Annotated in this window: 13 protein-coding genes; 4 read left to right on the forward strand and 9 right to left on the reverse strand. The window is 64.9% G+C overall.

Annotation, left to right across the window (positions count from 1 at the left end; genetic code table 11):
• The 4 genes from ACXJL8_RS17090 to ACXJL8_RS17105 all read right to left on the reverse strand — a co-directional run.
• On the reverse strand, positions 1–387 hold a 387-nt coding region (locus ACXJL8_RS17090; RefSeq protein ID WP_456685279.1), incomplete at its 3' end, for a YncE family protein.
• A gap of 9 nt (positions 388–396) precedes the next feature.
• The gene (locus ACXJL8_RS17095; protein WP_441232493.1) at positions 397–858 is read right to left on the reverse strand and encodes a DUF305 domain-containing protein; all 462 of its coding nucleotides are present in this window, start codon (positions 856–858) and stop codon (positions 397–399) included.
• Between the two features lie 176 nt (positions 859–1,034).
• Positions 1,035–1,823: an ABC transporter permease gene (locus ACXJL8_RS17100; RefSeq protein ID WP_456619884.1), complete on the reverse strand. Its 789-nt coding sequence runs from the start codon at positions 1,821–1,823 to the stop codon at positions 1,035–1,037.
• Positions 1,823–2,641, reverse strand: coding sequence for an ABC transporter ATP-binding protein (locus ACXJL8_RS17105; RefSeq protein ID WP_456619885.1), 819 nt, complete (start codon positions 2,639–2,641; stop codon positions 1,823–1,825). The genes ACXJL8_RS17100 and ACXJL8_RS17105 overlap by 1 nt, the downstream gene beginning before the upstream one ends.
• Positions 2,642–2,783: 142 nt before the next feature.
• Here ACXJL8_RS17105 and ACXJL8_RS17110 point away from each other — a divergent pair, with 142 nt between their 5' ends.
• Positions 2,784–3,566 (forward strand): ATP-binding cassette domain-containing protein, encoded by a 783-nt coding sequence (locus tag ACXJL8_RS17110; RefSeq protein ID WP_456619886.1) that lies wholly within the window; start codon positions 2,784–2,786, stop codon positions 3,564–3,566.
• Complete coding sequence (locus tag ACXJL8_RS17115; protein WP_456619887.1) at positions 3,563–5,122, forward strand: glycine betaine ABC transporter substrate-binding protein; 1,560 nt, start codon at positions 3,563–3,565, stop codon at positions 5,120–5,122. The genes ACXJL8_RS17110 and ACXJL8_RS17115 overlap by 4 nt, the downstream gene beginning before the upstream one ends.
• A 169-nt stretch (positions 5,123–5,291) precedes the next feature.
• Here ACXJL8_RS17115 and ACXJL8_RS17120 read toward each other — a convergent pair whose 3' ends face one another.
• A complete protein-coding gene (locus ACXJL8_RS17120; RefSeq protein WP_456685280.1) occupies positions 5,292–7,004 on the reverse strand; it encodes a sulfatase-like hydrolase/transferase in 1,713 nt (570 codons plus the stop codon).
• 230 nt (positions 7,005–7,234) lie between these two features.
• Positions 7,235–7,888: a TetR/AcrR family transcriptional regulator gene (locus tag ACXJL8_RS17125; protein ID WP_456619889.1), complete on the reverse strand. Its 654-nt coding sequence runs from the start codon at positions 7,886–7,888 to the stop codon at positions 7,235–7,237.
• Between the two features lie 108 nt (positions 7,889–7,996).
• Between ACXJL8_RS17125 and ACXJL8_RS17130 the strand changes: the two genes are divergently transcribed.
• Positions 7,997–8,617 carry a hypothetical protein gene (locus tag ACXJL8_RS17130; protein WP_456619890.1) on the forward strand — a complete coding sequence of 207 codons (621 nt, stop codon included), beginning with the start codon at positions 7,997–7,999 and terminating at the stop codon, positions 8,615–8,617.
• A 9-nt stretch (positions 8,618–8,626) separates the two neighbouring features.
• On the opposite strand, the gene ACXJL8_RS17135 is transcribed toward ACXJL8_RS17130, so the two are convergent.
• A complete protein-coding gene (locus tag ACXJL8_RS17135; protein WP_456619891.1) occupies positions 8,627–9,478 on the reverse strand; it encodes an SDR family oxidoreductase in 852 nt (283 codons plus the stop codon).
• A gap of 48 nt (positions 9,479–9,526) precedes the next feature.
• Between ACXJL8_RS17135 and ACXJL8_RS17140 the strand changes: the two genes are divergently transcribed.
• A complete protein-coding gene (locus ACXJL8_RS17140; protein WP_456685281.1) occupies positions 9,527–9,697 on the forward strand; it encodes a hypothetical protein in 171 nt (56 codons plus the stop codon).
• A 231-nt stretch (positions 9,698–9,928) separates the two neighbouring features.
• Here the strand turns inward: ACXJL8_RS17140 and ACXJL8_RS17145 are convergent, their stop codons facing one another.
• Together ACXJL8_RS17145 and ACXJL8_RS17150 are read right to left on the reverse strand one after the other, a co-directional pair.
• Positions 9,929–11,029 (reverse strand): DUF2336 domain-containing protein, encoded by a 1,101-nt coding sequence (locus tag ACXJL8_RS17145; RefSeq protein WP_456619892.1) that lies wholly within the window; start codon positions 11,027–11,029, stop codon positions 9,929–9,931.
• 51 nt (positions 11,030–11,080) lie between these two features.
• The coding region (locus tag ACXJL8_RS17150; RefSeq protein ID WP_456685282.1) for a PAS-domain containing protein at positions 11,081–13,315 on the reverse strand (2,235 nt) is incomplete at its 5' end.

Here is a 13,315-nt window from a genome sequence, read left to right on the forward strand (position 1 = left end):
GATATAGGTCGTGTGCTTGACCGCATTGGTTGCGGTGTCGATGAAGGTGACCGAGTTTGAGCCGATCGACACCACGGCAAGCGTCTTGTGATCGGGCGAAAAGCCCATGCCGTGCACGAGAACCTGGCCCTTGTAGAGCGGGCTGAAATTGCCAGGCTGCGGGTCGCCGAGCCGGATCACCCCAAGCAGCTTGTTATCGACCGGGTCGGTCACCGAGACCGTGTTCGAGAACTGCTCCGCGGCATAGACGCGGTCGTGATGGCTGATCGGAATATCAGGCGCGGACAGCGCGCCCGGCGCCTGCCCTGCCCACGCGGCGGAACCGGTTGCAAGCATGGTGGCCGCCAGGAAGATGCTCTTCCCGATGCTGCTTCTCGACGTCTTCATGTGGGGCTCCTACTTCTTCATTCCGGCGGACATGTCCATCTGCATGCCCGGGTGATGATGGACGCTTGCAACGGGGCCGGACGGCGGCTGGGTCGGAGCGGGCGTCGTATCGGTTGCCGGTTCGCCGATCGCGAGCTTCATGGCCGCGATCTCCTGCATCTGGTCGACGATGATTTCCTGGGCGATGCGCCGCAACTGCTCGTTCTTGCCGTAGCGCAATTCGATGACCGCCATGTCGATCGCACCCTGATGATGCGGATTCATCATCGCGACGAAGTCGCGATCGACGTCGCCGGTCGGCTTGGCCGCCATGTCGTTCATCATCTTGGCCATGGCGGATTCGTTTTCTTCCAGGAATGCACGCTCCTCCGCGCTCAGCGCAGCCGGCGGGCTGGCCGGATGGGCTTCATGCGCGAATACGAGCGGAGGAATTGCGAAGGCGACGAGAATGCGCGCGCCGATGAGTGCCATGCCGAGGCCCGGCCTTGGCCATCGGCATCTGCCTGCGAGCGCTGCAACGAGGCGATGAAACTGTGACCGGTGCATCCTGAACTCCCATGCAGGTGGTTGCATGGGGGTATGACGCGTGGGCGCGCGTTCTATTCCGGCCGGTCAATCACATAAATGTCAGCAGGACAACGCGACAGCTAGCCACGTCCATCCAACGCTGTCGGCCGCCACACCAGCAAGCGCCGCTCCACCAGCGTCACCCCATAGTCGATCAGGATGACGAAGGCCGACAGCACGAACATGCCGGCGAATACGCCGGCGACATCGAAGATGCCTTCGGCCTGCTGGATCAGATAGCCGAGCCCCGCGGCCGATCCCAGATATTCGCCGACGACCGCGCCGACCACGGCGAAGCCGACCGAGGTGTGCAGCGAGGAGAACATCCACGACAGGGCCGACGGCCAATAGACATGCTGCATCAGCTGCCGCTCGCTCATGCCGAGCATGCGGCCGTTGTCGAGCACGGTGCGGCTGACCTCCTTGACGCCCTGATAGACGTTGAAGAACACGATGAAGAACACCAGTGTCACGCCAAGCGCGACCTTGGACCAGATGCCGAGGCCCAGCCACAGCGCGAAGATCGGCGCCAGCACCACGCGCGGCAGCGCGTTGACCATCTTCACATAGGGGTCGAATACCGCCGCGACCAGCGGCTGGCGCGCGAACCAGAAGCCGACCAGCACGCCGCCGAGCGATCCGATCACGAAGGCCAGGAGCGACTCCACCAGCGTGATCCAGAGATGCTTCCAGATCACGCCGGACGAAAACCACTTGACGATCTGGCTGAACACGTCGACCGGGTTGGAGAAGAAGAAGGGCGGCAGCAGGATCTTGCCGAACACCGGCACCGTCGACAGCACCTGCCACAGCACGATGCAGACGACGGCGACCAGGACTTGCAGTGCGAGCAGCGTCACGCGCGACATCAGACCGCCTCCGCCGCGTGCGTGGATTGGGCGTAGCCCTTCATCACCTCGTCCTTGAGCACGCTCCAGATCTCGCGATGGAGCGCATGGAACTCCTTGTCGAGCCGCACCTCGAAGATGTCGCGCGGCCGCGGCAAGCTCACGCGCCAGTCGCCGATGATGCGCGAGGACGGCCCCGCCGACATGATCACGACGCGGTCGGCGAGTGCGATCGCCTCTTCGAGATCATGGGTCACGAACAGCACGGCCTTGCGGTCGGCGTTCCAGAGGTCGAGCAGCAGGTTGCCCATCACCTGGCGCGTTTGCGCATCGAGCGGCCCGAACGGTTCGTCCATCAGGAGGATCTTCGGGTCGCGGATCAGCACCTGCGCCAGCGCCACGCGCTTGCGCTGGCCGCCGGAGAGCATGTGTGGATAACGGTTGGCGAAGGCACCCAGGCCGACCGAGGTCAGCCATTTCTGCGCCCGCGGCAGCGCCTCGGCGCGCGGCGTGCCCCTGATCTCGAGCCCGATCGCGACATTGTCGAGCGCGGTCTTCCAGGGGAACAACGCATCGGCCTGGAACAAGTAGCCGGCATCCCGATTCAGCCCCGCGAGCGGCCGGTCGAATATCTTGACGCTGCCGGCGGCAGGCTTCAGCAGGCCGGCCGCGACGTTGAGCAGGGTGGATTTTCCGCAGCCGGTTGGCCCGACGATGGCCACGAACTCGCCCTGCGCGACGGCCAGATGCGCCTTCTCGACCGCCGTGTAGACCCGCTCGTCCCCCAGCCGGAACGCGACCTTGGTATCCTCGAGCGCCACCGCCGTGGGCGTTGTCATGTGTTTCCTCCGAACCCGGACGATGCCTTAGCCTCTCGCGCAGCCAAGTTCAATCAAGCCGCCAAGCGTGGTACGCATAGGTCTTGCCGTGTCCTTACCCTCCCCTGGAGGGGAGGGTAAGAGAAGAGCGAGCCTCCGCCCGATGCCTTCCAGGCCAATGATCAGCTATTCCCACGTCGCCAAGAGCTTCGGCCCCACCAAGGCCGTGGACGATGTGTCGCTCGATATCGCCGAGGGCGAATTCTTGGCCATCGTCGGCGGCTCGGGCTCCGGAAAGACCACGCTGCTCCGGCTCGCCAACCGGCTGATCGAGGCGGATGGCGGCACGATCACGGTCGACGGCGAGGACGTGCAAGAGGTCGATCCGGTCGCGTTGCGACGCCGGATCGGCTACGTCTTCCAGAGCGGCGGACTGTTCCCGCATCTGAGTGTCGCCGACAATATCGGGATCACGCCGAAACTGCTGGGCGTGCCGGCGGCGGACATCGCAACACGCGTCGACGAGCTGCTGGAGCTCGTGCAGCTCGACCGGGCCGCGCATCGCGACCGGTTGCCCGAGGCGCTCTCCGGCGGCCAGCGCCAGCGTGTCGGCGTGGCCCGGGCGCTGGCGGCACGCCCCCGCATCGTGCTGATGGACGAGCCGTTCGGCGCCCTCGACCCCCTCACCCGCGATGCGCTCGGCGAAGACTATCGAGCGCTGCATCATAAGCTCGGGCTCACCACCATCATGATCACCCATGACATGACGGAGGCCATCCTGCTCGCCGACCGCATCGCGGTGATGCACGGCGGAAAGCTGCTCGCGCAGGGCACGCCGGCGGAGCTTTCGAAAAGCAGCGACGCCTATGTGCTGGAGCTGCTGCGGACGCCGCGGCGCCAGGTCGAGCGATTGAACGTGCTTTTGCCGCAGAGCGATGCGGCATGAGCCTCTTCTCCGATCCGCGCTGGGGCGAGGCGCTGTCGCATCTGCCCGACTATCTCGGCAATCATGTGCGGGTGAGCCTCGCCGCGCTCGCGCTCGGGCTGATCATCAGCCTGCCGCTGGCGATCCTCACGCGCAACCGTCCGGCGCCGCGCGGCATCCTGCTCGCGCTCGCCAGCATCGTGCAGACCGTGCCGGGACTGGCGCTGCTCGCGCTGTTCTATCCGTTGTTGCTGGCGGCGGCGTCCCTGACGCTCGCCTGGTTCGGCGTCTCATTCTCCGCGTTCGGCTTCCTGCCGGCGATGCTGGCACTGGCGCTCTATTCGATGCTGCCGGTGCTGCGCAACGGCATCACCGGGTTGAACGGCATCGACCCGGCGCTGATCGAAGCCGCCGAGGGGGTCGGCATGACCGCGCGGCAGTCGCTCGTCATGGTCGAGCTGCCGCTGGCGCTGCCGGTGATGATGGCCGGCATCCGCACCGCTGCGGTCTGGGTGATCGGCACCGCAACGCTGTCGACGCCGATCGGACAGACCAGCCTCGGCAACTATATCTTCGCCGGGCTCCAGACCCAGAACTGGGTGTTCGTGCTGTTCGGCTGCCTTGCGTCCGCCTTGCTGGCCCTCACCGTCGATCAACTGCTCGGCTTTATCGAGAGCGGCCTGCGCCGCCGCAGCCGCCTGCGTACTGTGTTCGGCGCCGCCGGCATCCTGGCGCTGGTGGCAGCAACGCTGGTGCCCTCGATGGGGCGTTCGTCGTCGGGCTACGTGGTCGGCGCCAAGACCTTTGCCGAGCAATATGTGCTGTCGGCGCTAATGAGGGACCGCCTCCAGGCGGCCGGTCTCACTGCCACCGCGCGCTCCGGCCTCGGTTCGAGCGTGATCTTCGAGGCGCTGAAGGCGGGCGACATCGATCTCTATGTCGACTATTCCGGCACGCTCTGGGCCAACCAGTTGCACCGCACGGATATCAAGCCGCGCGCTGAGCTGTTGGCGGAGCTCAAGACCGCGCTGGCGAAAGACAGCATCACCCTGCTCGGTGAACTCGGCTTCGAGAATGCCTATGCGCTGGTGATGCCGAAGCAGCGCGCCGAGGCGCTCGGGATCCGTAGCATCGCCGATCTCGCCGCGCATGCATCGAAGCTGTCGATCGCCGGCGACTACGAGTTCTTCTCGCGGCCCGAATGGGCCGCCTTGCAGAAGGCTTATGGACTGCAGTTCCGCGCGCAACGCCAGATGCAGCCGGATTTCATGTATGCGGCGGTCGCGGGCGGCGAGGTCGACGTGATCGCCGGCTACACCAGCGACGGGCTGATCGCTAAATACGATCTCGTGGTGCTCGATGATCCCAGGCACGCCATCCCGCCCTACGACGCGATCCTGCTGCTCGCGCCGAAACGCGCCGGCGACGAACGGTTGCAGGCGGCGCTCAAACCGCTACTCGGCAAGATCGACATCGCCACCATGCGCGAGGCAAACCTGCGCGCCGCCGGCAACGACGCGACTTCATCGCCGGATGTGGTGGCGAAGTGGCTATGGGAGAAGGTGGGCAGGCGGTAGGGCTGCGCCAATCATTCGGTGTCGTCCTGGCGAAAGCCAGGACCCATTACCCCAAGGCTCGGTTATGTGGGCGGTACTAGCAGCGCGCTTCAATTGATAGATCACGCGGTATGGGTCCTGGCCTTCGCCAGGACGACATTGGAGAGGCATGGGCGCTCCAACAGAACCGCTAAAGCCCCCGGATCATCCCGGCATTGATCAGCAGCCGGTTGAGCCGGCGCGCCTCGGCGCCGTCGTTGCAGCCGTAGAAGATGCCCTTGCAGCGGAGCATGATCTCCTTCTGCGCGGCGAAGGACGGGTCGAGCGGAATGCCGGCGGCTTCCTGGATGACCAGCGGCAGATAGGGACCGTCGACCGTGTCCATCACCGCATCGCTCTTCACCGGCTCGAAATTGACGGCGTCGATTGCGTAGTAGGTCGCATAGAGCCGCGGATCGTAGGCGTCGAGCCTCTTGCCGATGGCGCCTTCGTCGAGGCCGGGCTCGAGGATCTGCGGCGCGAATTCCGGCTGGTGATCGCCGTAGCGCACGATCAGGAACGGCTCGCCGGGAAACGTCTTCTTCAGGCCGGCGATGAAGGTCTTGTACTGCTCGGCGCTCATCGCCTGCCGGCGCAGATATTCGTCGATGGAGGGCGTGTTGCCCGGCGCGCGCCAGTTCGGCAGCAGTTCGGGGCGGAAGCGCGTCTCCCAGGGGAAATGATTGGCGCCGAGATAGATGAAGGTGAACAGCGGCTTGTTCGGCGTCCGCGTGCCCATCAACTGGAGCGCCTTGTCGTAGAAGAAACCGTCCGGCTCGACGTCCTTTGCGCCGAGATCCTTCGCGTCATAGAAGCGCTCGATGCCGGTGGTCAGCTGAAAGCTGCGCGCGCTCATGAACGCGCCAAAGKCGGGATAGAGCGACATGGTGTCGTAGCCGCAGCGACGCAGCGCCAGCGGCAGGCCGCGCTCGACGCGGCCCGTCGCGATGCGCGTCACGAAATAGGCGAAGCGGCCGAACGAGCGCGACGAGAGCCCTGCGAGCACGTTGTATTCGGTGAACCAGCTCGGGCCGCCATTGCTCTCGGCGAGAAAGCTGCGCTGCCGGCCGTCGTAGGATTCGAAGTGGCTGCCATAGCCCGGCGGCACCTTGATGCCCTGCGCGGCGCGGATGTCGAAACTCGACTCATCATGGATCATGATGATGTTCGGCCGGCGGCCCGCGGGATGGCAGGCGTCGATCAGCGGCATGTTGAGACGCTCGTTGGTCGAAGCGGCCGACTCCATGAAACCGTATTGCGCGAAGTCGGAGACCGCGCTGACGCCGGAGCGGAAGAATTTCGAGAGATAGCCGTCGTCGTAATAGCCGCGCCAGGCCTCGTCCGGATGATAGAGCGAATAGCCGACCAGTGCGGCGACACAGGCAAGCATGGAGGCAAGCGCCGGCAGGCGGCGGATGCGGAACGGGTCGAGCCACCATAGCGCATACATCAGCGGCAGCGTGACGAGGCCGGCCAGGATCACCGACCAGCGCAGGTTCGGGAAGATCGTGAACAGGAAAGCGACGGTGTCGCGGTCGATCATCATCAGGTCGATGAAGTTCACCGTCATCTGCACGACGTCGTGCTTGAGCCGCGACAGCAGCACCAGCACCACGACCATGGTCAACGACAGCGCGCCCGAGAGTGCGGGCCGCCGCAGCAGCGTGATCCAGAAGAAGTTGAGAATGCCCCAGGCCAGCACGAAAGACAGCCGCGAGCCGAAATCGGTCTCGGTCTCGTACATCAGCGCGAGCGCTGCGAGATGCGGCGCGGCGACCGCGAGCAAGCGCCAGATTCCGAGCGCGGCGACGCTGGCCAGCACGGCGGTGGCGGCAGAGGGACCTGGATTCGGCGCGGACGCCATCGACGACACGCAACAGCTGGTCCGGCGCGGTGATGCCGAGCCGTCGGGCCGGCCTGCGGCGCTCGGCGCAGCCGGAAAGCCTGCACCGTGTCATAAAACTGTAATTGAACGGTCACGGACAAGCAACGCAGGCCGCGCTCCGACCTTCGCTTAATGTTAGCGGGCGGCGAATGTGCCGCACGGCCAGCTCCATCTCCTCGCCATTAGGTCGGGCAAGGTCGGTCGCTGCGCTAGGGCTTGGCGATCCCCGCGATGAACAGGTCGATCACCCCTTCCGCCATCCGCTCGATCTCGCCCTCCTCCACCCCCCAGCGCGGGAAGTGTCCATCGAGATTCATCCGGGCCAAGCCATAGACCAGGGCGCGGCCTGCGATCTGGACGCGCTTGAGATCGTCCGACCGCAGCAGGCCCTGCTCGGCCGCCTCGGCCAGCACCCGCTCGGTCAGCGCGATGATCTCGGCATTGTCGCGCGTCAGTTCCGCCGAGCTGCCATGGGCAAAGTAGCGCCCCGTGGAGATGATCTCGAAATGCGCGGGATTGCGCATCGCCCAGCGCAGGTAAGCGAGGCCAAAGGCGCGGAAGCGGGCCAGCGGGTCGGCCGGCGACGCCTGGCCCAGCGCCGCCTCGATCTCGGTGCGAAAGCGGCGCTGCGCCTCCTCGGCCACCGCCGCCATCAGCGCATCGCGGCTGGGAAAGTGCCGGAACGGCGCCCCCGGCGACACCGCAGCCCGGCGTGCTGCCTCGCGAACCGAGACCTCGGCGCCCTCGGCTGCGAGTTGCAGTGCAGCATCGATCAGCACGCGGCGGAGATCGCCATGGTGATAGGACCGGGCTTCGGCCGCCCCGCGGCGGGTGCGGGGCTTGGACGTCGGACGGGTGGGCATGAAGCTGTTCTAGCATCACCCGAACGTGAATGTAAGCAGCGATTACACCGTTGGCGATATCCCCCTCCCCGGAATGTAATCGATGATTACATAATGGAGGGGACCACCATGTCGCATCGTCAAAGCTGGTTCGAAGGCTGGCGGCTGCTTGCCGTCCTTACCCTGAGTCTGATCATCCTGAGCCTGTGGATCGCTTCGATGCGGCAGTTCGAGGTCGAGGGCGTGCGGATGGTGATCCGCTTCACGGCACGAAGCTCGCTGCTCCTGTTCTGCCTCGCCTTCGGCGCCGCGGCGCTGGCGCGGCTCTGGCCCAATGCATGGACGCGCTGGCAGCGCCGCAACCGCCGCTATCTGGGTCTCAGCTTTGCGGCCTCCCACGCCATTCATGCGGTGGCTATCGTCGTGTTTGCCAAGATGGATCCGGCCGGCTTCGCAGAGGCGACCTCTGCCGCCTCTTTCATCTTCGGCGGCATCGGCTATGCCGTCATCATCGCCATGGCCGCGACCTCGTTCGACCGCACCGCCGCGCTGCTCGGGCCGCGCGCCTGGCGCGCGCTGCACCTCGTCGGCGGCTATTATCTCTGGTTCCAGTTCATGGTGTCGTTCGGCATGCGGGTGCCGGCGATGCCGCTCTATGCGGCCTTCCTCATCCCGCTGCTGATCGTGATGGCACTGCGCTTGATCGCGATGGCCGCCGATCCGCGCGGACGGACGGTCGAGGCAAGCTGAGCACAGGGCTCAGCCCTGCGGCAGGAGCCCGAGCCGCTTGGCGATGATGCGGTCGAGCGTCCGTTTCGGCAGCACGGCCCCAACCAGATGGCGCAGCCGGTCCGGCGTGATCTGGTAGCGCACCTTGGGGCTTGCGGCGGTCAACGCCTCGAACACGACCTCCGCAATCCGCTCGGCGGGCAGGCCCTTTGCGCCGAGCTCCATCATGAACGCCATGACCTTGTTGAGCGCCGGCAGATAGGGCGAGTTCTGGTAGACGGAGAGATCGATCTGCTCGGCCTTGCTCCAGATCGGCGTCTTCACCGCGCCGGGGGCGACGATGATCACGTCGATGCCGAACAGCATCAGCTCGCGGCGCAGGCTCTCCGAAAGGCCCTCGATGGCGTGCTTGGAGGTGCAGTAGGGCGCCGACAGGGGATTGCCGTTCTTGCCGGCGACCGAGCTGATCATCACGATCCGCCCCTTCGGCCCCTTCAGCGACGGATCGGCGCCGAGCAGCGGCCCAAAAGCCTGCGTCGCGATCACCGGGCCGATGACGTTGATGTCCATCTGCCGGCGGAAATCATCCGCCGACAATTCGAGGACGGGACCGGCGACCGCGATGCCGGCATTGTTGACGAGGCCCGCCAACGTCTCGCCGCCCAGCGCCTCGCGCACTGTTCGCGCGGCAGCCAGCACGGCGGCCTCGTCGGTGACGTCGAACAGCAGCGGTGTGAAATTGGCGCCGAACTCGCCTTTGAGCCGATCGGCGTCGGCCTGCTTGCGGACGCTGCCGAAGACACGATAGCCGCGCCCGATCAGGAATTTCGCAATGGCCCAGCCGATGCCGGTGGACGCGCCGGTGACGACGACAGAGCGCATGGTCTTTTCCCCCTCGATTCGCCGCGATCATGGAGGAGGTAGGCACCTGTGCGCAATGCTGTCTGGTTCTCAACGGGCGCACCGATGACGATTTTTGCACGAGCCAGGCACCGCAAGAAGGTGCAGCCAATGTCGATTCTTAGGATGAAGCGACACGCCAACGTCGCGCTGCAAGGATTACTGCGCGATCAAAATACAGATGAAGAGCCGAATCCTTGACTCTGAAGTCGCTCGGGTTTTGCGGTTCGGACGCTGGGAGAAAGGATTGCAGAAACGACGCGCGGCCAAGAATGTGCTTTAAGCGTCAGTTCTTCGTCTTGAGCGCGGGCTTCAGGCATCGAAGAGTTTGAATGAAGCAACAAAGCTTGCGAAGAATGCGAGCGGCGAGACGTCCCACCTCACCTCGGTTCGAATATACCGGATGAGCGATTAATTTTTGGTTTGGCCGCGCTAGTGGACAGAACCCTGGCCCGCCCGCTCGCGGAGCCGGTAGAATTGAAGCGCAGCCTTCGCGGTATTCGGCTTCAACCGGAGGAAGCTCGCAAAGCACTGCTCCAAGCGTTCTTTCGCCTCGTGGACCGAGCCGGGCTGAAACGTCAAGATCGCCTTCGTCGTGTCCCAGGATAGACCGATGGCCTTCGCGAGAATGAGAATCTGCTCGGGCTCGGAGCGGACCAGCGCACGCTCGATCGCTCCGATCGGCAGATCGCTCATGAGCGACAGGGCAACGGCAGTCTTGTCAAAACTTCGCTCRCCGATGAAGCCGAGCACCTGTGCCTCGTCGAGCTGGCCGCCCGAATGCAGGGACCTCACCTCGGCCAACGCCCGGGCATGCTCGCTCGAACCTGCCCGCGCCATCGTCTGAAGCTCGTCGGAGCCCTCCGCAATGGCGCTTCGGATCAGGGCTGCCTGGCGGGGGTCGGCCGCCTCCAGCTTGCATCTCACCATCTCGGATGCATGGACGAACAATTTCAGCAGGGTCTCGCGCGGAATATCGGGGCGAGCCCAGATGCACATGGCGAGCGCACCATTGTCCCGCGCCCGCCTGACGAGCCTGGAAATTCCCTGGGGCGAGAAGCTGGCCCCATCGTTGCCGGCGGTCCGCACGGCGACCTCGATGTTGCCGCGCTCGACGAGGACATCGGTGACGGGTTCCGTCAACCGGCTGCGGCCGGCGATGGCCAGCAGGTGATCCTGGCTCTTGGTCCGCGCATTCTCCGCCAAGCTCGCCTCGTCGAGCCGTGGCGAGTGCTCCAGGACCGGCGCCGCCACCTCGGGCGCGTCGTCAAACGCCAGCAAGCGGATCGTCCGGCGCGGCGCGTCAGGCAATCTGGAAAGCCGGCTCCCGAAGGTCGCCCGGGCGGCGCATTCGATATTCTTGAGGAGCGTGCTCATCACCTCATCGAACAGATCGATCTGCTCGTCGGTGAACTTGCCCGAACCGAACACGAAGAGATCGGCGACTTGGCGCAGGAGCTCGGCGCGCTTCGACAGCTCCCGGCTCGCCAGTGCGATCTCGAGCTGATCGATCAGGCCGTTTTCCAAATTCATCTCGCGTATCCCGGAGATTGAGTTGCCTGTGTTTCGACCGAGGTCATGAGATCACGCGACGTTTCGCGCCGGCAACGGCGAATCGAAACTGACTTCGGCGTTCGGCACCGGCCGCCCGAACAGATATCCCTGGACGAAGTCCACTCCCGCCGCTTGCAGGGCCTCGAACTGGGCACGGCTCTCGACCCCTTTGGCCACCGTGGCGACTTCGAGACCGCGCGCCAATGCGACGGCAGAGGCGACGACCGCCGCGCAGTCCCTTCGCGTTGCGCAGCCCTGCGCGATCGTCCGGTCGATCTTGAGCTTGTCGAACGGGAAGCTCTGGAGGTAGCTCCCCGCGGAATAACCCACGCCGCAATTGTCGAGGACGACGCCGACGCCGAGGTTCTTGAGCTGCCGGACCGTGAGCAGATGAGCCGGCAGATTCCCCTCCAGGAGCGCAACGTCGGGTATTTCGAGCTCGAGACGCTCGGGCGACAACCCCGACTCGACCAGCGCGCACAGGACGACGTCGAGCACGTTACTCCTGTGGAACTGGGCGGCGCTCATGTTGACGGCGACCTTGACGTGCGCCGGCCAGGCAGCCGCGTCCAGGCAGGCCTGTTGCAAGATCCATTCACCGAGCGGCACCATCAATCCGGCCTGCTCGGCGACATCGAGGAACTGCGAAGGCGCCAGCACGCCCTTCGACGGGTGATGCCAGCGCACGAAGCATTCCAGGCCGGTCATCGCGCGCGTTCCGGCATCGATCACCGGCTGGTAGTGCAGCTCGAACTCGTTGCGCGCCATTGCCTCGCGCAGTTCACCTTCGATCGACTTCTGTGTGTCGGCCGCCTCCGTCATCTCGGGCTGGAAGATGCGGAAATCATTCCTCCCTGCGGATTTTGTCGCATAAAGCGCCACATCCGCCTTCTGCAGCAAGGCCTCCGCGTCGGCACCGTGCTCCGGCGCGAAGGCGATGCCGACGCTGGTGCCGACACTGACGCGATCACCGCCGAGATCGAAGGGTTGCTCGATCAGGCCGATGATCCTCAAAGCCAGCGCGATCGCGCCTTCGCTCTGGTTCTTTTCATTCTCCTGGATGATCGCGAATTCGTCGCCGCCGAGGCGCGCCAGCACATCGGTGTCCCGCAGCGATGAACTCAGCCGCCGCGCCACCTCGATCAGCAACTGGTCGCCCGCAGCGTGACCGAGCGTATCGTTGACCGCCTTGAACCTGTCGAGATCCAGCATCAGCACGGTGAACGTCGTGCCATGACGCTGCGACCGCTTTGCAGCATCGTCGAGTTTCTCGGAGAACACGGCGCGGTTCGCAAGACCCGTCAGCAGATCGTGCTGCGCCAGATATGCGATGCGCTTCTCGTTCCGCGCCCGCTCGGTAATATCCTCATGGGTCGTGAGCCAGCCGCCGTCCTGCATCATGTGACGCGCAATCGCGATCACCCTGCCGTCGGCGAGTTCCCGGATCTCGCTCAGCTGCTTCACGTTCTGGCTGAGATAGACATCCGGCGCGACGTCGGCAAAATGCGTGCCTTTTTCGCGGCGATATTCGAGAATCTGCGCCAGCGAAGTACCCGGCCCGATCTGATCGCCGCTCAGATGATAAATTTCGGCATAGCGCGCGTTCGAGACCACGATCCGCTGGTCCGCATCGAACATGCAGAGCCCCTGGGACATGTTGTTGAGGGCGGCGTCGAAGCGGACGTTGATCGCCTGAAGCTCCGCGGCCCTCTGTGCCAGCAACCGCTCGTCGCGCTTTTGCTCAGTAACGTCTTCGTGCGTCGCGACCCAGCCGCCATCCGGCAGCGGCTTGCGCTGGATCAGGATCTGGCGCTGGTCTTTCAGCGCGTATTCCTGCTGTCGCTGGGTCGGCATGATCTGGACATGCTGGCCGACCGTCAGGGAGCTCGTTTCGCCGCGATCCGCATAGTGCTGCAATATCCGTTGCAGCGGCGTGCCGGGCCGCACCAGTTCGTCCGGCAGATCGTACATCTGCTGGTAGCGGCTGTTGGAGACGACCAGGTTCTTGTCGGCGTCAAACAGGCACAGTCCCTGGTTCATGTTGCTGATGGCGACATCGAACCGCGCATTGATGAGCTTCAGCTCGGCGGCATTTTCGGCCAGCAGGATCTCGTCTCGCCGCCTCTCGGTGATGTCCTGATGAGTCGCGACCCAGCCGCCGTCGGCCATGGGCGTGCGCAGGATCGAGATGATCCGGCCGTTGCCAAGTGTGAATATCCGCTGCGCCCGGTGCTTGGCCCCCTCGAGGAATTCCTCCGCATCCAG

This window comes from Bradyrhizobium sp. P5_C11_2, from assembly GCF_054049755.1.

Bases quoted from the DNA above. Each gene is read 5' to 3' on its own strand.
- ACXJL8_RS17095 (WP_441232493.1), bottom strand. From the start codon at position 858: ATGGCACTCATCGGCGCGCGCATTCTCGTCGCCTTCGCAATTCCTCCG.
- ACXJL8_RS17125 (WP_456619889.1), bottom strand. From the start codon at position 7,888: ATGCCCACCCGTCCGACGTCCAAGCCCCGCACCCGCCGCGGGGCGGCC.
- ACXJL8_RS17135 (WP_456619891.1), bottom strand. From the start codon at position 9,478: ATGCGCTCTGTCGTCGTCACCGGCGCGTCCACCGGCATCGGCTGGGCC.
- ACXJL8_RS17115 (WP_456619887.1), top strand. From the start codon at position 3,563: ATGAGCCTCTTCTCCGATCCGCGCTGGGGCGAGGCGCTGTCGCATCTG.
- ACXJL8_RS17105 (WP_456619885.1), bottom strand. From the start codon at position 2,641: ATGACAACGCCCACGGCGGTGGCGCTCGAGGATACCAAGGTCGCGTTC.
- ACXJL8_RS17130 (WP_456619890.1), top strand. From the start codon at position 7,997: ATGTCGCATCGTCAAAGCTGGTTCGAAGGCTGGCGGCTGCTTGCCGTC.
- ACXJL8_RS17100 (WP_456619884.1), bottom strand. From the start codon at position 1,823: ATGTCGCGCGTGACGCTGCTCGCACTGCAAGTCCTGGTCGCCGTCGTC.
- ACXJL8_RS17110 (WP_456619886.1), top strand. From the start codon at position 2,784: ATGCCTTCCAGGCCAATGATCAGCTATTCCCACGTCGCCAAGAGCTTC.